This window comes from Alkalicaulis satelles, assembly GCF_008630495.1.
Classification (GTDB): Bacteria; Pseudomonadota; Alphaproteobacteria; order Caulobacterales; family Maricaulaceae; genus Oceanicaulis; species Oceanicaulis satelles.
The window spans coordinates 546,185-566,762 of the sequence record NZ_VWOJ01000001.1; the positions used below are offsets into that span (position 1 = coordinate 546,185).

The 20,578-nt window shown below is 67.3% G+C and carries 26 protein-coding genes; 8 read left to right on the forward strand and 18 right to left on the reverse strand.

Annotation, left to right across the window (positions count from 1 at the left end; genetic code table 11):
• Positions 1 to 133 precede the first annotated feature (133 nt).
• The 13 genes from F1654_RS02650 to gatC form a co-directional block, all read right to left on the reverse strand.
• Positions 134 to 826, reverse strand: a complete 693-nt coding sequence (locus F1654_RS02650; RefSeq protein ID WP_150021946.1) for an ABC transporter ATP-binding protein — start codon at positions 824 to 826, stop codon at positions 134 to 136.
• Positions 819 to 2,150, reverse strand: a complete 1,332-nt coding sequence (locus F1654_RS02655; protein ID WP_150021947.1) for a lipoprotein-releasing ABC transporter permease subunit — start codon at positions 2,148 to 2,150, stop codon at positions 819 to 821. Before F1654_RS02655 ends, F1654_RS02650 begins: the two co-directional genes overlap by 8 nt.
• Complete coding sequence (gene proS / locus F1654_RS02660) at positions 2,147 to 3,478, reverse strand: proline--tRNA ligase (protein WP_150021948.1); 1,332 nt, start codon at positions 3,476 to 3,478, stop codon at positions 2,147 to 2,149. The genes F1654_RS02655 and proS overlap by 4 nt, the downstream gene beginning before the upstream one ends.
• Before the next feature lie 103 nt (positions 3,479 to 3,581).
• Positions 3,582 to 3,794 (reverse strand): hypothetical protein, encoded by a 213-nt coding sequence (locus tag F1654_RS02665; RefSeq protein WP_150021949.1) that lies wholly within the window; start codon positions 3,792 to 3,794, stop codon positions 3,582 to 3,584.
• A complete protein-coding gene (locus F1654_RS02670) occupies positions 3,791 to 4,366 on the reverse strand; it encodes a hypothetical protein (protein WP_150021950.1) in 576 nt (191 codons plus the stop codon). The genes F1654_RS02665 and F1654_RS02670 overlap by 4 nt, the downstream gene beginning before the upstream one ends.
• The gene (locus F1654_RS02675) at positions 4,363 to 4,617 is read right to left on the reverse strand and encodes a hypothetical protein (RefSeq protein WP_150021951.1); all 255 of its coding nucleotides are present in this window, start codon (positions 4,615 to 4,617) and stop codon (positions 4,363 to 4,365) included. The genes F1654_RS02670 and F1654_RS02675 overlap by 4 nt, the downstream gene beginning before the upstream one ends.
• Positions 4,614 to 5,207 (reverse strand): hypothetical protein, encoded by a 594-nt coding sequence (locus F1654_RS02680; RefSeq protein ID WP_150021952.1) that lies wholly within the window; start codon positions 5,205 to 5,207, stop codon positions 4,614 to 4,616. Before F1654_RS02680 ends, F1654_RS02675 begins: the two co-directional genes overlap by 4 nt.
• On the reverse strand, positions 5,204 to 5,368 hold the full coding sequence (locus F1654_RS13840) for a hypothetical protein (RefSeq protein ID WP_199200427.1): 165 nt from the start codon (positions 5,366 to 5,368) through the stop codon (positions 5,204 to 5,206). Before F1654_RS13840 ends, F1654_RS02680 begins: the two co-directional genes overlap by 4 nt.
• A complete protein-coding gene (locus F1654_RS02685) occupies positions 5,365 to 5,574 on the reverse strand; it encodes a hypothetical protein (RefSeq protein WP_150021953.1) in 210 nt (69 codons plus the stop codon). The genes F1654_RS13840 and F1654_RS02685 overlap by 4 nt, the downstream gene beginning before the upstream one ends.
• Positions 5,571 to 5,828, reverse strand: coding sequence for a hypothetical protein (locus tag F1654_RS02690; protein ID WP_150021954.1), 258 nt, complete (start codon positions 5,826 to 5,828; stop codon positions 5,571 to 5,573). The genes F1654_RS02685 and F1654_RS02690 overlap by 4 nt, the downstream gene beginning before the upstream one ends.
• 71 nt (positions 5,829 to 5,899) lie before the next feature.
• Positions 5,900 to 7,378, reverse strand: coding sequence for an Asp-tRNA(Asn)/Glu-tRNA(Gln) amidotransferase subunit GatA (gene gatA / locus F1654_RS02695; RefSeq protein ID WP_150021955.1), 1,479 nt, complete (start codon positions 7,376 to 7,378; stop codon positions 5,900 to 5,902).
• A gap of 1 nt (position 7,379) precedes the next feature.
• Positions 7,380 to 7,703, reverse strand: a complete 324-nt coding sequence (locus tag F1654_RS02700; protein WP_150021956.1) for a hypothetical protein — start codon at positions 7,701 to 7,703, stop codon at positions 7,380 to 7,382.
• A 5-nt stretch (positions 7,704 to 7,708) separates the two neighbouring features.
• Positions 7,709 to 7,996 carry an Asp-tRNA(Asn)/Glu-tRNA(Gln) amidotransferase subunit GatC gene (gene gatC, locus F1654_RS02705; RefSeq protein ID WP_150021957.1) on the reverse strand — a complete coding sequence of 96 codons (288 nt, stop codon included), beginning with the start codon at positions 7,994 to 7,996 and terminating at the stop codon, positions 7,709 to 7,711.
• Positions 7,997 to 8,251: 255 nt separating this feature from the next.
• On the opposite strand from gatC, the gene F1654_RS02710 reads away from it, so the two are divergent.
• A complete protein-coding gene (locus tag F1654_RS02710; protein ID WP_150021958.1) occupies positions 8,252 to 9,127 on the forward strand; it encodes an enoyl-CoA hydratase-related protein in 876 nt (291 codons plus the stop codon).
• 96 nt (positions 9,128 to 9,223) lie between these two features.
• Complete coding sequence (locus tag F1654_RS02715) at positions 9,224 to 10,468, forward strand: multidrug effflux MFS transporter (RefSeq protein WP_233205080.1); 1,245 nt, start codon at positions 9,224 to 9,226, stop codon at positions 10,466 to 10,468.
• A 15-nt stretch (positions 10,469 to 10,483) separates the two neighbouring features.
• Here F1654_RS02715 and F1654_RS02720 read toward each other — a convergent pair whose 3' ends face one another.
• From F1654_RS02720 to F1654_RS02740, 5 genes are all read right to left on the reverse strand, one after another.
• Positions 10,484 to 11,377 (reverse strand): 23S rRNA (adenine(2030)-N(6))-methyltransferase RlmJ, encoded by an 894-nt coding sequence (locus F1654_RS02720; RefSeq protein ID WP_150021959.1) that lies wholly within the window; start codon positions 11,375 to 11,377, stop codon positions 10,484 to 10,486.
• The gene (locus F1654_RS02725) at positions 11,374 to 12,861 is read right to left on the reverse strand and encodes a sensor histidine kinase (RefSeq protein WP_150021960.1); all 1,488 of its coding nucleotides are present in this window, start codon (positions 12,859 to 12,861) and stop codon (positions 11,374 to 11,376) included. The genes F1654_RS02720 and F1654_RS02725 overlap by 4 nt, the downstream gene beginning before the upstream one ends.
• Before the next feature lie 19 nt (positions 12,862 to 12,880).
• A complete protein-coding gene (locus F1654_RS02730) occupies positions 12,881 to 14,302 on the reverse strand; it encodes a dihydrolipoyl dehydrogenase family protein (RefSeq protein WP_150021961.1) in 1,422 nt (473 codons plus the stop codon).
• A complete protein-coding gene (locus F1654_RS02735; protein WP_199200428.1) occupies positions 14,299 to 15,036 on the reverse strand; it encodes a TVP38/TMEM64 family protein in 738 nt (245 codons plus the stop codon). The genes F1654_RS02730 and F1654_RS02735 overlap by 4 nt, the downstream gene beginning before the upstream one ends.
• Before the next feature lie 185 nt (positions 15,037 to 15,221).
• On the reverse strand, positions 15,222 to 15,428 hold the full coding sequence (locus tag F1654_RS02740) for a hypothetical protein (RefSeq protein WP_150021963.1): 207 nt from the start codon (positions 15,426 to 15,428) through the stop codon (positions 15,222 to 15,224).
• A 166-nt stretch (positions 15,429 to 15,594) separates the two neighbouring features.
• Here F1654_RS02740 and rpmH point away from each other — a divergent pair, with 166 nt between their 5' ends.
• The 6 genes from rpmH to F1654_RS02770 all read left to right on the forward strand — a co-directional run bounded on the left by rpmH (position 15,595) and on the right by F1654_RS02770 (position 20,578).
• Complete coding sequence (gene rpmH / locus F1654_RS02745) at positions 15,595 to 15,729, forward strand: 50S ribosomal protein L34 (RefSeq protein ID WP_150022534.1); 135 nt, start codon at positions 15,595 to 15,597, stop codon at positions 15,727 to 15,729.
• A gap of 44 nt (positions 15,730 to 15,773) precedes the next feature.
• A complete protein-coding gene (locus F1654_RS02750; protein ID WP_269844605.1) occupies positions 15,774 to 16,127 on the forward strand; it encodes a ribonuclease P protein component in 354 nt (117 codons plus the stop codon).
• A 35-nt stretch (positions 16,128 to 16,162) separates the two neighbouring features.
• Positions 16,163 to 18,229: a membrane protein insertase YidC gene (gene yidC / locus F1654_RS02755; protein ID WP_233205082.1), complete on the forward strand. Its 2,067-nt coding sequence runs from the start codon at positions 16,163 to 16,165 to the stop codon at positions 18,227 to 18,229.
• Between the two features lie 92 nt (positions 18,230 to 18,321).
• Positions 18,322 to 18,900, forward strand: a complete 579-nt coding sequence (gene yihA, locus F1654_RS02760; protein WP_233205083.1) for a ribosome biogenesis GTP-binding protein YihA/YsxC — start codon at positions 18,322 to 18,324, stop codon at positions 18,898 to 18,900.
• The gene (locus F1654_RS02765) at positions 18,897 to 19,877 is read left to right on the forward strand and encodes a DUF1036 domain-containing protein (protein ID WP_150021965.1); all 981 of its coding nucleotides are present in this window, start codon (positions 18,897 to 18,899) and stop codon (positions 19,875 to 19,877) included. The genes yihA and F1654_RS02765 overlap by 4 nt, the downstream gene beginning before the upstream one ends.
• Positions 19,874 to 20,578 (forward strand): pyrimidine 5'-nucleotidase, encoded by a 705-nt coding sequence (locus F1654_RS02770; RefSeq protein WP_150021966.1) that lies wholly within the window; start codon positions 19,874 to 19,876, stop codon positions 20,576 to 20,578. The genes F1654_RS02765 and F1654_RS02770 overlap by 4 nt, the downstream gene beginning before the upstream one ends.

Here is a 20,578-nt window from a genome sequence, read left to right on the forward strand (position 1 = left end):
GACGCCGCCCGACGCGGCTATTCCTGTTTTGTTCCCCACACCCTATTCGCCTTTTGTTCCGCCCGTCAAGCGAAAAACGAATCACCTGCCAGGCAGGTGATTTCCGCGACAATGAACACTGGGTCGCCGGCGCTCAGGCGTCCGGGGTCCAAGGGGTCAGACGCCCCTGCTCCACCGTCAGCACCCGGTCCATGCGTTCGGCCAGCGCCAGATTATGGGTGGCGATCAGGGCCGCCGCCCCCGCCTCGCGGCAGGCCGAGGCCAGCGCCTCGAACACCTGGTCGGAATGAGCCGGATCGAGATTGCCGGTGGGTTCGTCGGCCAGCACCACGCGCGGATTGTTCACCAGGGCGCGGGCGATGGCCACGCGCTGCTGCTCGCCGCCCGAGAGCTGGCCCGGGCGGTGGTCCAGACGCCCGCCCATGCCCAGCGCCTCCAGCTTCGCCTTCGCCGCCTCGCGCGCCGCGCCCGCGCCGCGCCCGGCGATACGCAGCGGCAGGGCGGCGTTCTCCAGCGCGCTGAGCTCGGGCAGAAGGTGGTGGAACTGGTAGACGAAACCGATCTCGCGCCGGCGCAGCGCCGTGCGCGCGCGCTCGCCCAGCGCCAGCCCGTCCTGACCGGCGATGATCACCTGGCCCGCAGTGGGCGTCTCCAGCAGGGCCGCAGCGTGCAGCAGCGAGGATTTGCCCGACCCGGACGGCCCCACCAGCCCGACCAGCTCGCCGGGATAGAGGTCAAGCTCGGCGCCGTCGAGCACTTCGAGCTCTTCGGCGCCGCTCTGATAGACGCGGCGCAGGGCGCGGATGGACAGAACCGGCTCACTCATTGCGCAGCGCCTCCACCGGATCGATGCGGCCCGCACGCCAGCTGGGCAGAAGCGTGGCCAGCAGCGCCATGGCGAAGCCCCAGGCGGACACGAACACCACCTCCGCCCAGTCCACCCGCGCGGGCAGGCGGTAGAGCTTGTAGACGGTGGGATCGAAGATATTGACGCCCGTCGTCAGCGCGATGGCGTCCTGGATCGGGCCGATAAAGGCCACGAATAACAGCCCCAGCACGATGCCGCAGGCGGTGCCGAACGAGCCGATGGCCGCGCCCGAGATCAGGAAGATGCGCATCACCGCCCCGCGCGTGGCGCCCATGGTGCGCAATACGGCGATGTCGCGGGTCTTGTTCTTCACCAGCATGACCACGCCCGAAATGATGTTCAGCGCAGCGATGGCCACGATGATGGACAGGATCAGGCGCATGGCGATGCGCTCCACCTGCAGGGCGTTCCAGAAGGCGGCGTTCTCCGCGCGCCAGTCGAACACCACCGTGCCCGGCGGCGCCATGGCGTTGATCCGGTTCATCACCGTCTCGGGCGCGTCGGGATGGGTCAGGCGCACATCGATATAATCGCCCGCCGAGGAGCGGTTGAAGAACAGGGCGGCCTGCTCGATGGGCATATAGACCAGGATCGCGTCGAGATCCTGCACCCCCACGGTCAGCACCCCGCCCACCAGATAGGTCTTGGAGCGCGGCGCCACGCCCAGCGCCGTCTGGGCGCCGCGCGGGGTGACCAGCGTCACCTCGTCGCCTGCCGTCACGCCCAGGCGCGCGGCCATGGCCGTGCCGATGACGATGATGTCGCCGCCATGGCGGCCCTCGCCGAAGCCTTCCGCCGAGCCGTAAATAATGCCCCCGCCCGCCTCGCGCACGCCGCCCTCGCCGGTGACGATGTCGAAATTGACGAAGTCCGAGGCGCGCACGCCATTGACCTGCGCAAACGCCGCCTGGCCGCGCGCAGACGTGACCAGCGCCTGGCCCAGCGTCACCGGACCGGCCTGGCGCACGCCCGGCAGGGCGGCGATGGCGTCGGCCAGATCGCTGGTCTGGGCGTTCATGTCATGAGGCAGCTGCACATAGACATGGGGCTGCGCGCCCAGAAGCCGGGTCAGCAGCTCGTGGCGGAAGCCGTTCATGATCGACATCACCGCGATCAGCGCCGTCACCGCCAGCATGATGCCGACAAAGGAGATCACGGCCACCAGGGTGACGCCGGCCTGCTGGCGCCGGGCGCGCAAGTAACGCAAGGCCAGCATGAACTCAAAGCCGCTGAACGGCCCGGCGCCGCCAGCCACGGCTTGCTTGGGCGGCGAAGCGCTCATGGCGTGCGCCCGGCGATGATGCGCGCCACCGCGTCGGCCAGGCTCAGCTCCTCGCGCTCAGCCGTCGCGCGGCGCTTGAGCTCCACCTTGCCCTCCTTGATCCCGCGCGGGCCGATCACCAGCTGCCAGGGCAGACCAATCAGGTCCATGGTGGCGAATTTCGCCCCCGGCCGCTCGGGCGTATCGTCCAGCAGCGGCTCCAGCCCGGCCAGCGACAGCGCCTCATAGGCCTGCGCACACGCCGCATCGGTGTCCGGATCGCCGGCTTTCAGATTGATGATCCCGGCCCCGAACGGCGCCACCGCCTCGGGCCAGATGATGCCGTTGTCATCATGATGGGCCTCGATAATGGCCCCCATCAGGCGCGACACGCCCACGCCATAGGAGCCCATATGCACCGGGCGGTCCTGACCGTCGGGATGGGTGACATGAGCCTTCATCGGGGCTGAGTACTTGGTCCCGAAATAGAAGATATGACCCACCTCGATGCCGCGCGCGCTCAGACGCCGGTCTGCAGGCGTCTCGGCCTCGAACCGGGCCGCATCGTGCATTTCCTCGGTGGCGGCGTAGAGCGCGGTGCGCTGGTCCACAAGCGGCTGCAGATCGCCGTCAAAGTCCACCTCCGGGCCCGGCGCGCCCATATCGATGAGCTGGCTGTCGCAGAACACCTCGCTCTCGCCGGTCTCGGCCAGGATGATGAATTCATGGCTGAGATCGCCGCCAATGGGGCCGGTGTCGGCGCGCATGGGCACCGCTTTCAGCCCCATGCGGGCGAAGGTGTTGAGATAGGCGATGAACATGCGGTTATAGGCCGCGCGCGCCGAAGCCTCGTCCAGATCGAAGGAATAGGCGTCCTTCATCAGGAATTCGCGCCCGCGCATGACCCCGAAGCGGGGCCGGATCTCGTCGCGGAACTTCCACTGGATGTGATAGAGGTTCTTGGGCAAATCCTTGTAGGACTTGCAGTAATTGCGGAAGATGGCGGTCACCATCTCCTCGTTCGTGGGGCCATAAAGCAGGTCGCGCTTGTGGCGGTCGGTGATGCGCAGCATCTCCTTGCCATAGGCGTCATAGCGCCCGCTCTCGCGCCACAGATCGGCCGGCTGGAGCGTCGGCATCAGGATCTCGATGGCGCCGGCGCGGTTCTGCTCCTCGCGCACGATCTGCTCGATCTTCCTGAGCACTTTGAGGCCCAGCGGCAGCCAGGCGTAAATGCCCGCCGCCTCCTGGCGGATCAGCCCGGCGCGCAGCATCAGCCGGTGCGAGACGATCTGCGCGTCAGCCGGGGTTTCTTTCAGGACGGGAAGCAGAAATCGGCTGAGACGCATGGGGTCGGCACTCGGGGCGCTGGAGGTGAGTTTGAGCCTTCGAGCATTAGACCGCCGCGCGCGTCAGGACAAGGCGGGCGGGGCTGTGCGGCGCCCCTCCCTCTCAGCGCTTGCGCGCATCTTCGGCCATGCGGTCGATGCTGGCCTTCAGGCGCCGGAACACGATCACATTCAGGATGCCCACCGCCCCGGCCACGATCAGCGTGATGCCCACTGCGGTCAGCCAGCCCGCCTCGCCAAACCGCCCCGACGCCATGAGCGCGCCCAGGATGGCGATGAGCCCGAAGACGGGGATGAGCAGGCGGACGAGAGTCATGGGGCTGAATCCTGCCGATCTGCGCGGACGGGCTTTTCGAGCGCTTGAGCGATGCGCGACAGATATTCGATCAGGACGGCGAGGATCAATAGCGGGGCGGCGAATGTTATCATGAGCGGCATGAAAAACATGAAGCCGGGCCTGCCTTCCATGACGGCCGCAAGCAGGTTGAGGGCGATCCAGACTGTTATGTAAAGCAAGACCGCGATCATCATGAGGCGCGCCACGCCATGGGTGAAGAACCCGAACAGGCCCGGCCTGCCCGTCACGCCTGCAGCCCGGGCGACGCGCACAGCCCATTCGATCAGAATGGCGCCGGACAGAACCAGCAGGCCTGGCGCCAGGGACCAAAGGACAGAGCCGCCGAGCATAGCCAGCGCCTGACGCAGCTGTTGGCCGCCTTCATCCAGCAGGGAGTCACGAAAAGAATTAGGATCAGAGGGCGGCGATACGATCATGACGACCGCCTGGGCGAACGTGATGACGAACAGGAAGGTCATCATCGCCACGCCGATGATCGCCGCAGCACGTGTAATCGGATGGGTGAAGAAGCGCCAGGACGACGCGGTCATGATCCGCCCTCCGGACGGGCCGGCGCGGCGCGCCTGTCCAGCGCGGCCGCGATGCGCGCCAGATATTCGATCACCAGGGAGAGCGCCAGGAAGATCACGGCCAGAGGCAGGATAAAGAAGCTGAACCCGATCGATACGGAATTCTCTTCCACAATCTTGTAGACCGCCTCGCCCACGGCGATCACCACGATCAGAAGGCCCAGAAAGGCCACGGCGCGGGCATGGACGCTGGTGAAGAAATTGGCTCTCACAGCTCTGCCTCCGCGCCGCCCGCCAACACCTGCAGCCGCGCCGCGATGCGCGCCAGATAGGCGATGATCACCCCCAGAACGATCAGCAATAGCCCCGTATCCAGCATGCCGACCTCACGCGAAACCTCGAACACCGGACCCCAGCCAATGATGAAGTCATCATTCTGGGGGAAGACGAAAAACAGTGCGCAATCAATTACAAAGGCCGCGACAATCACCAGCCCGGCCCCAATGATCACGCCTGAGGGCGCGGTCATGAGCTTCATCCTCCCGGTCAGATCCGAAGTCTGGCCCGGATGTCCGGCGCGCAGCGCAGCGGGCGCGCGCCTGGCTATGCGCATGCCCAGCTCCACCATCAGGGCGAAGGCCAGGATGATGAAGGCGTATGAGAGCGGACTGACAAGATTGAACAGGGAGAGCTGGCGGCTCAACTGGATCGGGCGGCCTGCGATTTCAGCCGTTTGGGGCGTCAGGAGCGTCAGCAACTCAACAAAGGCGGTGATTACGTAATAGGCGAAGACCAGAGCGGCGAAGACCGCCCCCGCCTTCGCGGCGGGGTGGGTGAAAAAGCGCCAGGCTGGCAGGATCATGTGGTGGCCTTCGGCTCGCCGCCGCCGTCCGCCGCGCCGGCGCCATCGCGGCGGCGCAGTTCCAGCTTCAGCCTGTGCAAGCGCCACGCATAGCCCGAGACCACCGCCACCGCGAAGCTCAGGAGGACCGCAAGCATGATCCATTCGACCAGATTGTTCATGACGAACCTCCTGCGTGCGCCCGGTTGCGTTCAATCATCGCACTGAGCCTGACCACGGCGTGCGCTCCAGCATGAAGCACCACGCCAAGCATAATATAGCCCACCGCAACCCAGTCGTCAGGTTGGCCAAACATGGCGAACCCGAAACACCCCAGCGACAGGGCGTGGAAGGCGTCGCGGAAGAGCTGGGCGTGGGGCGCCATCATGACGGGCGTCGCTGCCGGCGTGAGCGGCGCGCACGCGCCCGGCTCTGTTCGAAGCGCGAGCGCCAGGCCTGTGGAGGGCGGCGCATCAGCCCGCGCGTCACCAGAGCAAGGCCGAAGAGCCAGACGCCCGCAAACCCCATCACGAAGCGCAGGCCGAATTCATCCCACGCGTGCGGCAGCCAGACGGCGCCGGCGATCAGCAGCGCGCCCGTAATCGCACTCAAAACGGCAGGGATGAGGATGCGCCAGACCATAGACGCAAGCTAGACCGATACGCGCCTCAGGGGAAGCCGCCGCGCGTCTGGATGGGCGCTACAGCCCATCCCTACCACCACGTCTCCGCCTTCGCCCCAAACCCCGCCGCGCGCTCGATCGCGCCGGCCACGGCGAACATGGTCTCTTCCTCCAGCGCCGGGGCGATGACCTGCAGGCCCAGCGGCAGGCCGGACTTGTCGAGGCCGGCGGGCACGCTCATGGCCGGGATGCCGGCGATATTGGCGGTCACCGTGAAAATGTCGTTGAGATACATCTCGATCGGGTCGGCCTTGGCCTTGGAGCCGATCTCGAAGGCGGCGCTGGGCGTGGCGGGGGTGAGGATGGCGTCCACCTGGCCGAACGCGGCGGTGAAGTCCTCATAGATGCGCCGGCGCACTTTCAGAGCCTTGAGATAATACGCGTCATAATAGCCCGCCGAGAGCACATAGGTGCCAATCATGATGCGGCGCTGCACCTCCAGCCCGAACCCGGCTGCGCGCGTCTTCTCATAGGTGTCGATGAGGTCGGCGCCCTCCACCCGCGCGCCATAGCGAATGCCGTCATAGCGCGCCAGGTTCGAGGACGCCTCGGCGGGCGCGATGATGTAATAGGCCGGCAGGGCGTATTTCGTCATGGGCAGGGAGATGTCGACGATCTCGGCCCCCTGCTCTTCCAGCCATTTTGCGCCCTGGCGCCACAGCGTCTCGATCTCGCCGGGCATGCCGTCGACGCGGTATTCCTTGGGGATGCCGATGCGCAGGCCCTTGACCGAACGCCCGGCGGACGCGGCGAAGTCCGGCACCGCGCCGGGATAGGAGGTGGAATCCTTGGGGTCATGGCCCGCCATGACCTGGGTCAGCAGGGCCGCATCCTTCACCGTTTTGGCGAACGGGCCGGGGTGATCCAATGAGCTCGCAAACGCCACCACGCCCCAGCGCGAGCAGCGCCCATAGGTGGGCTTCACCCCCACCAGCCCGGTAAAGGCCGCCGGCTGGCGGATGGAGCCGCCGGTATCGGTGCCCGTGGCGCCATAGCTGATCCCGGCGGCCAGCGCAGCAGCCGAGCCGCCCGACGACCCGCCCGGCGTCAGCTTCGCCTCAGAGCCTTTCGCCCGCCACGGATTGACCACCGGGCCGGTGGCGGCGGTCTCGTTGGACGAGCCCATGGCGAACTCGTCCATGGAGGTCTTGGCGAAGAACACCGCGCCCGCATCCCAGAGATTCTGCGTGACGGTGGATTCGTATTCGGGTTTGAAGCCCTTGAGGATGTTGGACGAGGCCGTGGTCTCCACGCCCTTGACCGCGAACAGATCCTTGATGGCCACCGGCACGCCTTCCAGCGCCCCGCCCTCGCCTTTGGCCAGACGCGCATCGCTGGCGCGCGCCATCTCCACCGCCCGCTCGCCATCGATGGAGGTGAAGCAGTTGAGCGCGCCTTGCGCGGCCTCCGCCGCCGCCACGGTCGCCTCAGCCAGCTCCACAGCGGAAAACGATTTGGCGCGCAGGCCTTCAGCGGCCTCATGCAAGGTCAGGGAGGAGAAATCAGTCATCTCAGTCTTCTTTCGTACCGCTGTCTTTGGGCGGTCTTGAATTGACGAACCAGTAGGCGGCGGCGTGGCCGGTCAGAATCGCCCCGGCGGTCATCCAGCCATCAACCCGGTCCAGCTCGACCATCCGCCAATTTTCAGTGACCGGCGAAGTACCGTAAACTTGCAAGAAGAAGAGCACGCAAAAACTGGCCAGCGACACATACCAGGACAGCCAGTGACGGGTGGGAACGCCCCAGGTTTCGCGCATATGGCGTGCGGTTAAAGCCGCCACAACGCCGGCGAAGGCTGCAATCAGAAGGGCGATCACTGGAAAGAGCCACCCCACGGCCCCTACTCCACGCTTTTGGGCGCTACGAAGAAGCCCTCTTCGGACCGGGGCGCGTTTTTCAGCACGGCCTCGCGCATGGCGCCGTCGGTGACTGCATCCTCGCGCAGCGGCAAGGGCGTCTGCACCGCCGTGGTCATGGGCTCCACGCCGGCCACATCCACCTCGTTGAGCAGCTCAACCCATTTGAGAATGCCGTTGAGTTCGCCGGTCAGGGCGTCGAGGCGGTCGGCGGGCTCGGCGATGCGCGCCAGACGCGCGATGCGCTGCACATCCTCAGGGGTCACCGGCATGGGCAGGTCTCCGGAAAAAAGCGAAGTCGGACATCAGTGAACAGGCTTGCGCGTCGAGTAGCAATCACCGTGTTGCGGCGCAAGGCGAACGGGCGGCGGGCGATGAACCGCCCTGGCGCCCAAAAGTCCGTTTTCAACACGCAATCGGGACGATAGCGGCCCGCCTGACCGGGGGATAAGCCTGCGCCTGACGGGTAGGCTGCGCCGTGACGAGGCTCTAGTCTGGCGACCAACACAAAAACGACGGGGAGGCGCATGAGCTACACCACCATCACGCTGGAGCGCGACGGACCGCTGGCGGTCATCACGCTGAACCGGCCGGACGCGATGAACGCTTTCACCCTCGAGATGGGGGCTGAGCTGCGCGCCGCCTTTGACGAGACCGACGCTGACGGCAGCGTGCGCGCCGTCATCGTCACCGGCGCGGGCAAGGCGTTCTGCGCGGGCGCCGACCTGTCCACCGGGGCTGAAACCTTCAACGCCGTCGCCCAGGCCCAGGCCAGCGGAACGCTCGATGACCGCGACCCGCAATGGCGCGATTCCGGCGGGCGGCTGAACCTGCGAATCTTCAATTCCCACAAGCCTGTCGTGGCCGCCATCAACGGCGCCTCGGTGGGCATTGGCGCCACCATGATCCTGCCCATGGACGCGCGCATCGCCCTGAAAGGCGCCAAATTCGCCTACCCCTTCACCAAGCGCGGCATTGCCTGGGACGGCTGCGCCAGCTGGTTCCTGCCGCGCGTGGTGGGGGTGGAGACCGCCCTGGACTGGGGCCTGTCAGGCCGGACCTTCCTGGCCGAGGAAGCCCATGAGGCGGGCCTTGTCAGCGCCCTGGCCGACACGCCGGGCGCTGTTATGGAGCTGGCGCTTGAGCGCGCCCGGCGCCTGATTGACGGCGGCGCGCCGGTGTCCGTGGCCATGAACCGGCGCCTGTTATGGCGCATGCTGGGCGCATCCCATCCCATGGAGGCGCACCGTCTGGAAAGCCGGGCCATCCTGCACCGGGGCATGAGCCCGGACGCGGCCGAAGGCGTGATGAGCTTTCTGGAAAAGCGCCCCGCCGCCTTCCCCGGGACTGTGCCGGAAAGCTACCCGCCTGGCTGGCCTTGGGATGAAGACCCGGACTACTGAGCCGCGCCTTGACCCCCCTGCATCCATGCCATAAGGGGCGAAACCGCCACGCGTTTTGATCAACGCGTCCCGCCCCTCGCCGGAGATTTCGCGCCCTTGCGCCTGACCTCGCCCGACCCCAGACGGCCGTCCCTGACGACCGTTGAGCTGATCGCCATGGTGGGCGGGCTAATGGCGTTGAACGCCCTGTCCATCGACATCATGCTGCCGGCCCTGGGCGTGACGGGCGAGGCGCTGGGCGCCCCGGGCAATGAGCGCCAGCTGATCATCACCGCCTATCTGTTCGGCTTTGGCGCGGCCCAGCTCCTGTTCGGCCCGCTGGCCGATTCGCTGGGCCGGCGGCGCACGCTGCTGGGCGCGCTGATCGCCTATCTCGCCGCCACAGCGCTGTGCATCATGGCGCCGGACATGACGCTGATGGTGATCGCGCGCTTCCTGCAGGGCGTGGCCGCCGCCGCGACGCGTGTGGTGGCCATCGCCCTGGTGCGCGATCTGGTGTCGGGCCGGCGCATGGCCGAGATCATGTCGTTTGCCCTGACCGTGTTCATGATCGCGCCCATCCTGGCGCCGGGCCTGGGCCAGCTCATCCTGTTCGTCGCGCCCTGGCAGGCGATTTTCGGCGCGCTGTTCGTCATGAGCGCAGGGCTCACGGTGTGGATGGCGCTGCGCCTGCCCGAAACCCTGCGCCCGGAATACCGCATCAGCCTCAATCCGGCGTCGGCCTGGCGCAATTACGTGCTGGCCGCCAGCCACCGCATGACGCTGGGCTATATGACTGCGTCCTCGCTGATTTTCGGCGCCCTGTTCGCCTTCATCGCCAGCTCCGAACAGGTGATGGCCGAGCTTTATGGCCTGGGGGCCTGGTTCCCGGTGGCGTTCGGCGCGGTGGCGCTGGGACTGGCGGGGGCGAACATTGTCAATGCGCGCATCGTGCGCCGGCTGGGCATGCGGCGCATCTCCCATGCCGCGCTGGCCGGGTTCACGGCGGTCAATCTGATCCATCTGGCGATTGCGCTGATGATGCACCCGCCCTTCTGGCTCTATTACGCGCTTCTGACCCTGGCCCTGATGCTGTTCGCCATGGTGGGCGCCAATTTCTCGGCGCTGGCCATGGAGCCCGCCGGGGAGCGCGCCGGGACCACGGCCGCGCTCTATGGCGCGGTCACCTCCATGTCGGGCGCGGTGCTGGGGGCCCTCATCGGGCTGGCCTATGACGGCACGGTGGCGCCGCTGATCCTGGGCTTTGTGGTGATGGGCGTGCTGGCGATCGCGGTGGTGATCTGGACCGAGCGCGGCGTGATGTTCGGCGCCGGCGAGCCCTATGGCGATGAAGAGAGCTGATCGCGCCTGACGGCCCTAGAGAGTGTCGAGGTCCACGCTGGCTTCGGTCAGCGCGCCGTCCAGGCGCCAGCCTGCGCCTTCGCCCTGCTTGAGCACATCACACAGCCAGGGCAGCAGGGCGAGGAGATCGGCCTCCAGCGTATGGGGCGGATTGACCACCACCACGCCCGCGCCCGCCAGCTTGCCCTCGCTTTCCAGATCACGCACCCACAGATCGGCGCGCAGCACCTTCTCCGGATCAAAGCCCTCTTCGAACAACAGCCATTGCGCCAGCCCCTCATCGAAGCGGTCGCAGGCCCATAAATCCTTCAGGGGCCGCCAGAAGATGAAGGTTCCGGTGGGCCAGCGCTCCAGCCCGGCGCGGGCCGCGCGCGCCATGGCCGCCATCTCGTCACGCTGTTCGAACGGCGGATCGATCATCACCAGGCCGCGCCGCTCGCGCGGGGGCAAGAGCGCGGCCAGCGCCTTGTAGCCGTCGCGTTGCTCGGCCTTGATGCGGGCGTCGCGGGCATAGCGCTGGTCCAGCGTGCGGCAGTCGGCCTCGTGCAACTCGCACAGATGGATGCGGTCCTGCTCGCGCAGTATCGCCGCGGCGATATCGGGCGAGCCGGGATAGGCGCTCAAACCCCCGTCCGGATTGCACGCCCGCACCGTCTTCAGCCAGGGCGCCAGCGCCGCCTCCACCGCTTCAGGGCGGGACGCGTCCATGACGCGCGCCACGCCCGCCTGCCATTCGGGACTGCGCCGGGCGGCGTCGCTGGTCAGGTCATAGCGCCCGGTCCCGGCATGGGTGTCGATATAGCGCGCAGGCTTGTCCTTGCGGATCAGGTGATTGAGGCACAGCGCCAGCACGGCGTGCTTGAGCACGTCGGCGAAATTGCCGGCATGGAAGGCGTGGCGGTAATTCATGATGCGGGCTTTAGCGCCTTGGCGCGCGTTTGGGGAGCGCCTTGCACGGCGCGCAGGCTCACTTCGAACACCGCGCCCTGCGGACCAGAGCGCGCCAGCGTCACATCCCCGCCCATGGCCCGGGTCAGCTCGCGCGCGATGGACAGGCCCAGTCCCGCCCCGCCCGGCGCGCCGCTGCGCCCGAAAGGCTCGAACAAGGTTTCACGCACCTTGTCCGGCACGCCCGGACCGGTATCGGCCACCGCAATCACCACAAACCCGCCCTCGCGCCGGTCCAGCGCAGCGGTGAAGCGGCCCCCGCCCTCCATGGCCTGGATCGCATTGCGGAACAGGTTGAGGAATATCCGGTGCACATGGTCGGGATCGGCCTCCACCGCCACCGCCTCGTCAATCTTGTTGTCCCACCCCGCCCGGCCCGTGGCGGCCATGGCGTCGCTGGCGGCGTCATCGAGCGCCGCGCGCAGGATCAGCCGGCTCATCACCGGCGCGCGCTCCTCGGCGCGCCCGTATTGCAGCGTCTCCTGACACAGGCGCACGCCCCGGTCGACGGCGCGCACCAGGCGCGCGCCCATATTGGCCACGCGCGCATCCGGGCTCATGGCCAGACGGTCTGAGACCAGATGGGCGCTGGCCAGCACGTTTCTGAGATCATGATTGATCCGCGCCACCGCCCCGCCCAGCGCCGCCAGACGCTCGCGCTGGCGGAAGGCGGCGCGCACCTCGTCCTGCATGGCGGCCAGGGCGGTCTCCGCCTCGCCGATCTCGTCGCGCCGGCCTGAGGGGCGGAACGCGTTGGAGGCATTGCCCGGATCCTGCTGGAAGGCCGTGATCGCCTTGGCCAGCCGGCGCATGGGCCGCACGAAAACAAACAAGAGCAAGAGATAGAGCAGCCCCCCGGTCACCCCGGCAATGAACAGCGATATCCCGAAAATCCGCACCGAAAAGGCGATCAGGTCCTCGCGCAGGCCCGCTTCGGGCACGATCACGCTGATCTGTTCGTCAGGGCGGGTGCGCGGCGAGGCGATGATGCGGATATAACGCCCGTCCGGCCCGAACACCGTGCCCCACAGGGCGAACTGGCGCTGGATAACGGTTTCGCGGGTGAGATCGGCCACGATCATGTCCGCCGCGCTGATATCGCCGCCCAGCACCAGCTCGGTGACCCCGCCATAGACCCGCGCCACCGCCACCGCCTCAGCCCCGGCCAGCAGCTCGCGCACCCGCGCCTCGCTCAGACCCTCGGCTTCGGCGGTTTCAGCCGCCAGCGCAGCCAGATGGGCCGATTCCGCCCGGGTGGTGAGCCATTCGGTGCGAAAGCCGGCCGCGGACGGGATGAAGATCATCACCTGGGCGATGAGCACCACCAGCACGGTGAAGGCCAGCAGCTTGCCCGGCAGGGAGCGCGCCGCGCCCGCAATGCGGCCCGCCGCCGCCTGCATCCAGGCGGCGGGGCGCGAGGCCCTGCGCTGGCGGTCCCTGCTCAATCTGCGCCCCCTTCCGGCGTCAGTGAAACGCGTTCAACACCCCGGCCAGCGTTCTGGCGAACGGACCGAATACCGCTGATTCATAATACTTTCCGCCCGCCCTTTTGAAAATTTCCGCGCGGGTGGGATAGGCCGCGACCATATTGGTCAGATCGCGCACCGTGCCGCCGCGCGCCATAACGGCGCTGGCCAGGTGGATCAGATCATCGGCGCGCGCGCCGGCCGCATGGGCGCCCAGAAGCTTTGCGCCCTTGCCGCTGACCAGGATCACCCCGCCGCGCGTATCGCCCTCGGCGATGGCGCGGTCATTGTCCGCGAACGGCCAGCGGGTGACCTGCACCTTGGCGCCGTGAATCTCACGCGCCTGGCCTTGCGTCAGGCCTGCATTGGCCAGCGGCGGATCGCAATACACGGCCTGGGGAATGGGCTGACTGGACTGGCGCGTGGGCAGGCCGAAATAGAGATTGCGGATGATTACCGAGCCGTGCCAGCCGGCCAGATGGGTCAGCCCGCCCTTGCCTGCGATATCGCCCGCCGCCAGCACGCGCTTGTTGGTGGTGCGCAGCCGGTCATCCACGATCAGCCCGCCTGCGTCGGTCTGAACGCCCGCCGCGTCCAGACCCAGCCCGTCCAGCACGGGTTCGCGCCCCGCAGCGGCGAGGATATGCGTGCCGGTCACGCTGCGCCCGTCGGCCAGCGTGATCTCCACGGCGCCCGGCCCGCCCGAGGCGCGCATGGGCGCCTCGCCCGTGATCAGCGTCACGCCATCGGCCTTGAGCGTCTCCAGGACCAGCGCGGCGTGCTCCGGCTCGAAGCGCGCCAGCGGCTCGCCGGGCTCGATGATCGTGACTTGAGAGCCCAGCCGGGCGAAGGCCTGGCCCAGCTCCACCCCGATAGGACCGGCGCCCAGTATGATCAGGCTCTGCGGCAGGCTTTCCAGCGACCAGATTGATTCGTTGGTTAAAACCGGGAGCGCATCCAATCCTTCAATGGCCGGTATGCGCGCGCGCGTGCCGCTGGCGATGACGATGCGCCTGGCCGTCACCGAGACGCTGTCTGACGCCACCGTGCGCGGACCTGTGAAGCGGGCGCGCTCGCGCACCACCTTCACGCCCAGCCCCTCGAATCGCGCCTGGCTGTCATTGGGCTCGATGGCGGCGATGGCCGCGCTTATGGTCTTGCGCACCTGTGCGAAATCGATCGCCTTGAGTTCGGCCTGAACGCCCCAGCGCGCAGCCTGGCGCACCTCATGGGCCTTGTGGGCGGCGGTGAGCAGGGCCTTGGACGGCACGCAGCCGTAATTGAGGCAGTCCCCGCCCATCTCGCCGGCCTCGAACAGCACCACCTTGCGCCCCAGCATGGCCGCGCCCGCGCTGGTGACCAGACCGGCGGCGCCCGCGCCGATGACGGCGAGATCGGCGCGGATGGAGTCGCGGCTCATGACGCCTGCTCCGGCGAACGCCGCAAGCGCCTGAGCGCCATGGGCGCCAGGGCCAGGGCTGCAAAGGCGGCGATGGCCACGATCACCTCGATGGTCAGCAGCGACCAGAAGGACGGTATCCCCTCTTCGGCCACCCGGGACAAGGTTCCGCCCAGCGTGGCGAATACATAGGCCGCCGGAATCACCCCGATCAGGGTCGCCAGCACATAGGCGCGCAAGGGCACGTTCAGCAGCGCCGTGGCCAGATTGATGCCGAAAAACGGCAGCACCGGAATCAGGCGCAGGATCAGGACATAGGTGAAGGCGTCGCGCGAAAACCCGTCCTGCAGCTTGCTGATATATTGCGGGAAGCGCGCCCTCACCCAGTCGGCCAGCGCATAGCGGGCGGCCAGGAAAATGATGGTTGCGCCGATGGTGGAGCTGACCACCGCCACCCCGGTTCCCAGATAGGGCCCGAACAGAAACCCGGCCCCGATGGTGAACCACACCGCGCCGGGCACCGAGATGGACACCGCCAGCGCATAAAACGCCCCGTAGGCGAGGATTGCCAGCAGGAGATTGTCGCTCACCCACCCGTCCAGCGCCTCAAGAAGCGCCCGCGCGCGGTCGGGATCGAGATATTGTCCTCCCCCCGCCAGGAGAAAGACGCCCAGCGCCAGGGCCAGCACGCCCAGCGGCGCCAGCCGGCGCCAGAGCGGGGTCTGGCGCGGCGCGATGTTATCAGTGTCTGCCATGTCGGGCGGCTCCCTGGCCGAATGTGAGAAGCGGTGAAACTGGCATATAGCGCAGCCGCGCGATACGGCGCACTGGCGTTTGCGATACATGCCCGGACGCCGCATCGCTGCGCCCCTTCACATTCAACTGTAACAGCCGTATATTGAGGGAGTGGGGATCGGGCTCTCGCCCGACCCCCGTTTCTCTAGATCATGACGAAGACCCGGATCCGAACTCGCCAGCTCGTCCGGGTCTTTTTCATGTCCAGAGAGAAGCTAACAGGTAAAAACCACATCAGCTTCACTCCCTTCAGCAGCGAAGGCTCTTCGCCAGAGGCCGGGGCGCCCATCTCCACCGGCTGGCGCGGGCTGGCTCCGCGCTCCGCTTGTCGCAGCTGAACCGTCAAAGTCATATCAGGCGTCTTTGGTGCAATTTAAACGCTAATCCGTGAGGGGTACAGACGCTTGTGACGCCACTGACGCAGGCCCGCTTGACTTGGGCGGCGCACGCCCGTATCAACCGCGGCTCGCATTTGGACGCCGTCACAGAACAGGCGTCCCCGATACGGAGCAGGACCCGTGAAACGTACATTCCAGCCTTCCAAACTGGTGCGCGCGCGCCGTCACGGTTTCCGCGCCCGCATGGCCACCAAATCGGGCCGTCTGGTCATTGCGCGCCGCCGCGCCAAAGGGCGCAAGCGGCTGTCCGCCTGATCGCCCTGACCGGCGCACCAGCCTATCCAGATCGCGCCGCGCGGATCACCGTGCGGCGCGATTTTTTACGTGCGCGCGACGGGGTTCGCGCCGCGCGGCCCGGCGTCGTGATCCAGGCCCTGCCCCGCAGCGCCGATCCGCACGGCCCGGCGCGCGCCGGCTTCACCGCCACGCGCAAGATCGGACCGGCGGTGGTGCGCAACCGCGCCAAGCGCCGTCTGCGCGAGGCGGCCCGGCTGCTTCTGCCCCTCCACGGCGCGCCGGGAACCGACTATGTGTTCATCGCGCGCGCTGCTACGCCTGACCGGGCCTGGCCGTCATTGCTTGACGATGTCGAAAGCGCGTTGATAAGCCTCGCCCCGCGCGTGCGGGCCGGCCGGAACCCCGATCCGGCCTGAGGCGCATACTGGCCTGTAAAAGGATGTCCGCGCCCATGGGTGACCCGAACAATACGCGCAATCTGATCCTGTTCGTCGTCCTGGTCGTCGCCGTAATGGTGATTTACGACCTGTTCGTCCTGCAGCCCGGATCACGCGAACGCGCCGCGCGCGAGGCCGCTCAGGTCAGCGAACAGCAAACCCCCGCCCCCAGCGACGATGCGCCCCAGGCGCCGGACGGCGATTTCGCCACCGAACGCGCGCCGTCCGGTCCGGCCGTGGACCTGACCCGTGAAAGCGCCCTGGCGCGCTCGGAGCGCATCAATATCCGCACCCCGGCCCTGTCGGGCACGATGGCGCTGACCGGCGCCCGGCTCGATGACCTGCAACTGCTGCGCTATGACACCGAGGTCAATAGCGGCGTGCCGGTGACGCTTCTCAACCCCGAAGGCTCGCCCAACGGCCATTTCATGTTCACCGGCTGGATCGGCGGTTCCGACGCGCCCAGCGGCCTGCCTGCGCTCAACACGCGCTGGCGTCTGGTGGAGGGCAATGAGCTGACCCCGGATTCGCCCGTCGTGCTGGAATACCAGACGGGTGATCTGGTGTTCCGCCGCACCGTCTCGGTGGACGAAAACTATCTGTTCTCCTTCACCGACACCGTCACCAATACCGGCGCCGGCACGGTCTCGCTGCGCCGCTTCGGCGTGGTGCGCCAGGAAAACATCCCGCCCGGCCTTCTCAACTTCTTCATCCTGCATGAAGGCGCCGTGGGCGTGGTGGGCGACCGGCTGGTCGACCGCAAATTCAACAATCTCCAGAACGACCGGATGATCGAGCGCACCGGCCAGGGCGGCTGGATGGGCTTTACCTCCAAATACTGGCTGGCGGCGACCGCGCCGGAAGGCCTGCCGGACATTCGCGGCCAGTTCCGCGTGCTCGACCGGCCCGGCCCGCCGGTGTTCGAGGCCAATTATCTGGGCGAACCCGTGGCGCTGGCGCCGGGCCAGACCCTGACCGACACCAGCATGATGTTCGCCGGGGCCAAGTCCTCCTCGCTGCTGTCGCGCTATGAGCGCGAGGCGGGGATACCGCGCCTGTCCCAGGCCATCGACTGGGGCATGTTCTGGTTCCTGACCCGGCCCTTCTTTGCGGTCATCCATTATTTCTACGGCCTGATCGGCAATTACGGCCTGGCCCTGATGCTGTTCGTGCTGCTCATCAAGATCCCGCTCTTCCCGCTCAATAACCGCGCCTTCGCCTCCATGGCCAAGATGCGCGCGGTGGCGCCGCGCATGACCGAGATCCGCGAGCGTCACAAGGACAATCCGCAAGCCCAGCAGCAGGCCATGCTGGAGCTCTACAAGCGCGAGAAGATCAATCCGCTGGCCGGCTGCCTGCCGATCCTGCCGCAAATCCCGATCTTCTTTGCGGTCTACAAGACCGTGTTCATCTCGCTGGATGCGCGCCACGCACCCTTCTTCGGCTGGATCCAGGACATGTCGGCGCCCGATCCGACCACGATCTGGAACCTGTTCGGCCTGCTGCCCTACGATCCGTCTGGCGTGCCGATCATCTCCAACCCGTATCTGGCCATCGGCGTGTGGCCGATCATCATGGGCGTGACCATGTGGGCGCAGATGAGCCTGAACCCGCCTCCGCCCGACAAGATCCAGCGCCAGATCTTCGCCTTCCTGCCGGTGGTGTTCACCTTCGTGCTGGCGCCGTTCGCCGCCGCTCTGGTGATCTACTGGGCCTGGAACAACACGCTGACCATCGCCCAGCAATACATCATCATGCGCCGTCAGGGCGTCCAGACCGAGCTGGACAAGGCCATCGCCCGTCTGCGCGCGCGCATGAAAGGCGAGCCCGAGCCGGACTTCTCCGACACCGCCAAGGACGCCAAGCCGGGCGCAACGCTGGAGGAAAAGGCCGCCGCCGCGACCTCCGCCACGCTCAAGGCCGCCCGTCCCGCCGAGACGCAAGCGCCCGATGAGGACGATGCCGGGGAAGACGCCAAACCCGCCCCGGCCAAACCGGCCGGAACGCGCACCCGCTCCAACCCCGCCGCCAAGAAAAAGCGTTCCGGCGCTGCGCGGCGCAAGCCGGGGGGCAAGCGCTGACCGGTCCGCACGCCCCTGACGCCAGCCCTGAGGCGGATGAAGCTGCGCGCCTGGAGGCGGGGCGGCTTCTGTTCGCCGGACCGTGCGATTTCATGCTGGGCGTCACCGCGCTGGACGTGCTGCCCCCGCCAGACCGGCCCGAGATCGCCTTTGCAGGCCGCTCCAATGTGGGCAAGTCCTCGCTGATCAATGCGCTCACCGGCCGCAAATCCCTGGCGCGCGCCTCCAATGAGCCCGGGCGCACGCGCGAGCTCAATTTCTTCGATCTGGGCGGGCGCATGCGCATTGTTGACCTGCCCGGCTATGGTTTCGCCAAGGCGCCCAAGCCGGTGGTGGAGCGCTGGACCGCCCTGACCCAGGATTATCTGCGCGGACGGGTCAATCTCAAGCGCGTGCTCTTGCTCATCGACGCGCGTCACGGCATCAAGCCGGTGGATGAAGGCGTGATGAAAGCGCTCGATATGGCCGCCGTGATCTATCAGATCGTGCTGACCAAGGCTGACAAGCTCAAGCCCGCCGAGGCCGAGGCGCGCCAGGCCGAGACCCTGAAGCGCGTGGAGCGCCGCCCCGCCGCCCATCCCTTCGTGGCGATGACCTCCAGCGCCAAACAGGACGGCATAGCCGAACTGCGCGCCGAACTGGCCGCCCTGGCCCTGGAGACGCGGCCATGAGGCGCGCCCTGGCCGTCCTGGCGCTGGCGGGCGCCCTGGCCGCGCCGGCCGCGGCAGGCGAGGTGTGCAACGAGACCAGCTTCATGGTCGACGTCGCCAAGGCCTGGCGCACCGGCGCGGGCCTGTCGGTGGAAGGCTGGACGCGCATCGCGCCGGGCGCCTGTGCGTCCATCGGCCCGGGCGCGGAAAGCGACCAGTTTCTCTATGCGCGCTCCACCCCGGCCTATCCCGGCGGCGTGCGCGAATGGCGCGGCGGACTGGATGTGTGCGTCGACGAGACCGATTTCGCGTTTGAAGGCGTGGCCGATTGCGCGGCGCTGGGCCTGCAGAGCCGTCAGTTCCGCCGCCTCAACGAAGCCGAACGCAGCCGCGCTGTGCTGGTGGAGCTCGATGATTTCGGCGAGCGCGCCGAAGAGGCCGGCTTGCAGCGCCTGTTGCAGGCCAATGGCTATGACATACGCCTGATCGACGGCTTCGCCGGGCGGCGCACCCGGCGCCAGATCAGCGCGTTCGAAGCCGATGCCGGGCAGACTTTCGGCGACGACAAACCTGCGCTGATCGAGGCCCTTCACGCGCTCGCCCTGGAGCGCAATAACCGTACAGGCCTTCGCGTGTGCAATGACGAGAGCGCACCCATGGCCGCCGCCTTTGCGCGCCGTCAGGACGGCGCCGTGCAGGTGCGGGGCTGGTGGCGCATCGAACCGGGCGCCTGCGCACGCTTGATCTCCGAACGCCTGGACGCGGACGGGACCTATATCCATGTCCGGCTCCTGGATCCGCGCAGCGAGCGGCTTCTGAGCGGCGTTTCGCAACAGTTCTGCATAGCGCCGGGCCGCTTCAGCAATGACAATCCCGAGCGCTGTGACCGGCTGGGCTTTCAGCTGGCGGGCTTCCGCCCTGTTCCCGCCCCGGATCCGGAGACCGGCGGCGTCACCGTGCGGCTGTCCGGTCCCGATTTCGAGGAGGCTGACGCATGAGCGCGCCGCGCCAGCCCGCGCTCGGCCCCAAGGACGCCTGGGTGTTTGATCTGGACAACACGCTCTATCCCGCCGACACGGCGGTGATGAGCCAGGTCGACCAGCGCATGACCGAATTCGTCATGCGGCTTCTCGATGTGGACCGCGATACGGCCCGTTCGGTGCAGAAACGCTACTGGCGCGATTATGGCACCACGCTCAACGGCCTGATGAGCAATCACGATGTCGATCTGGCCGAGTTCCTGGACTTCGTGCATGACGTCGATCACTCGGTGATCACGCCCAATGCCGAACTGGCCGGCCATGTGGCCGCGCTCGAAGGCAAGCGCATCGTCTTCACCAATGGCTCGCGCAAGCACGCCGAGAAGGTGATCGACCGGCTAGGCCTCAACGGGCTGTTTGACGATCTCTACGATATCGAAGCCGGACGCTTCCTGCCCAAGCCGCATCTTGAAAGCTTCGAGCGCTTCACGCGCCATTTCTCCATCACGCCGCGCAGCGCGGTGATGTTCGAGGATTCGCCGGCCAATCTTGAAACCGCCGCGCAGATGGGCTTCACCACGGTGCTGATCCGCGCGCAAGCCGACGACCCGGACGGCCATACCGCCGGGCCCGGCGTCCATCCGCCCCATGTCCACTATGCAGCGGACTGCCTGACCGGATTTCTCGGCCAGCTCCGCCTCTCCAGCCTCAAGGCCTGA

Bases quoted from the DNA above. Each gene is read 5' to 3' on its own strand.
- F1654_RS02650 (WP_150021946.1), bottom strand. From the start codon at position 826: ATGAGTGAGCCGGTTCTGTCCATCCGCGCCCTGCGCCGCGTCTATCAG.
- F1654_RS02655 (WP_150021947.1), bottom strand. From the start codon at position 2,150: ATGAGCGCTTCGCCGCCCAAGCAAGCCGTGGCTGGCGGCGCCGGGCCG.
- proS (WP_150021948.1), bottom strand. From the start codon at position 3,478: ATGCGTCTCAGCCGATTTCTGCTTCCCGTCCTGAAAGAAACCCCGGCT.
- F1654_RS02665 (WP_150021949.1), bottom strand. From the start codon at position 3,794: ATGACTCTCGTCCGCCTGCTCATCCCCGTCTTCGGGCTCATCGCCATC.
- F1654_RS02670 (WP_150021950.1), bottom strand. From the start codon at position 4,366: ATGACCGCGTCGTCCTGGCGCTTCTTCACCCATCCGATTACACGTGCT.
- F1654_RS02680 (WP_150021952.1), bottom strand. From the start codon at position 5,207: ATGATCCTGCCAGCCTGGCGCTTTTTCACCCACCCCGCCGCGAAGGCG.
- F1654_RS13840 (WP_199200427.1), bottom strand. From the start codon at position 5,368: ATGAACAATCTGGTCGAATGGATCATGCTTGCGGTCCTCCTGAGCTTC.
- F1654_RS02685 (WP_150021953.1), bottom strand. From the start codon at position 5,574: ATGATGGCGCCCCACGCCCAGCTCTTCCGCGACGCCTTCCACGCCCTG.
- F1654_RS02690 (WP_150021954.1), bottom strand. From the start codon at position 5,828: ATGGTCTGGCGCATCCTCATCCCTGCCGTTTTGAGTGCGATTACGGGC.
- gatA (WP_150021955.1), bottom strand. From the start codon at position 7,378: ATGACTGATTTCTCCTCCCTGACCTTGCATGAGGCCGCTGAAGGCCTG.
- gatC (WP_150021957.1), bottom strand. From the start codon at position 7,996: ATGCCGGTGACCCCTGAGGATGTGCAGCGCATCGCGCGTCTGGCGCGC.
- F1654_RS02710 (WP_150021958.1), top strand. From the start codon at position 8,252: ATGAGCTACACCACCATCACGCTGGAGCGCGACGGACCGCTGGCGGTC.
- F1654_RS02720 (WP_150021959.1), bottom strand. From the start codon at position 11,377: ATGAATTACCGCCACGCCTTCCATGCCGGCAATTTCGCCGACGTGCTC.
- F1654_RS02730 (WP_150021961.1), bottom strand. From the start codon at position 14,302: ATGAGCCGCGACTCCATCCGCGCCGATCTCGCCGTCATCGGCGCGGGC.
- F1654_RS02735 (WP_199200428.1), bottom strand. From the start codon at position 15,036: ATGGCAGACACTGATAACATCGCGCCGCGCCAGACCCCGCTCTGGCGC.
- F1654_RS02740 (WP_150021963.1), bottom strand. From the start codon at position 15,428: ATGACTTTGACGGTTCAGCTGCGACAAGCGGAGCGCGGAGCCAGCCCG.
- yidC (WP_233205082.1), top strand. From the start codon at position 16,163: ATGGGTGACCCGAACAATACGCGCAATCTGATCCTGTTCGTCGTCCTG.
- yihA (WP_233205083.1), top strand. From the start codon at position 18,322: ATGCTGGGCGTCACCGCGCTGGACGTGCTGCCCCCGCCAGACCGGCCC.
- F1654_RS02765 (WP_150021965.1), top strand. From the start codon at position 18,897: ATGAGGCGCGCCCTGGCCGTCCTGGCGCTGGCGGGCGCCCTGGCCGCG.
- F1654_RS02770 (WP_150021966.1), top strand. From the start codon at position 19,874: ATGAGCGCGCCGCGCCAGCCCGCGCTCGGCCCCAAGGACGCCTGGGTG.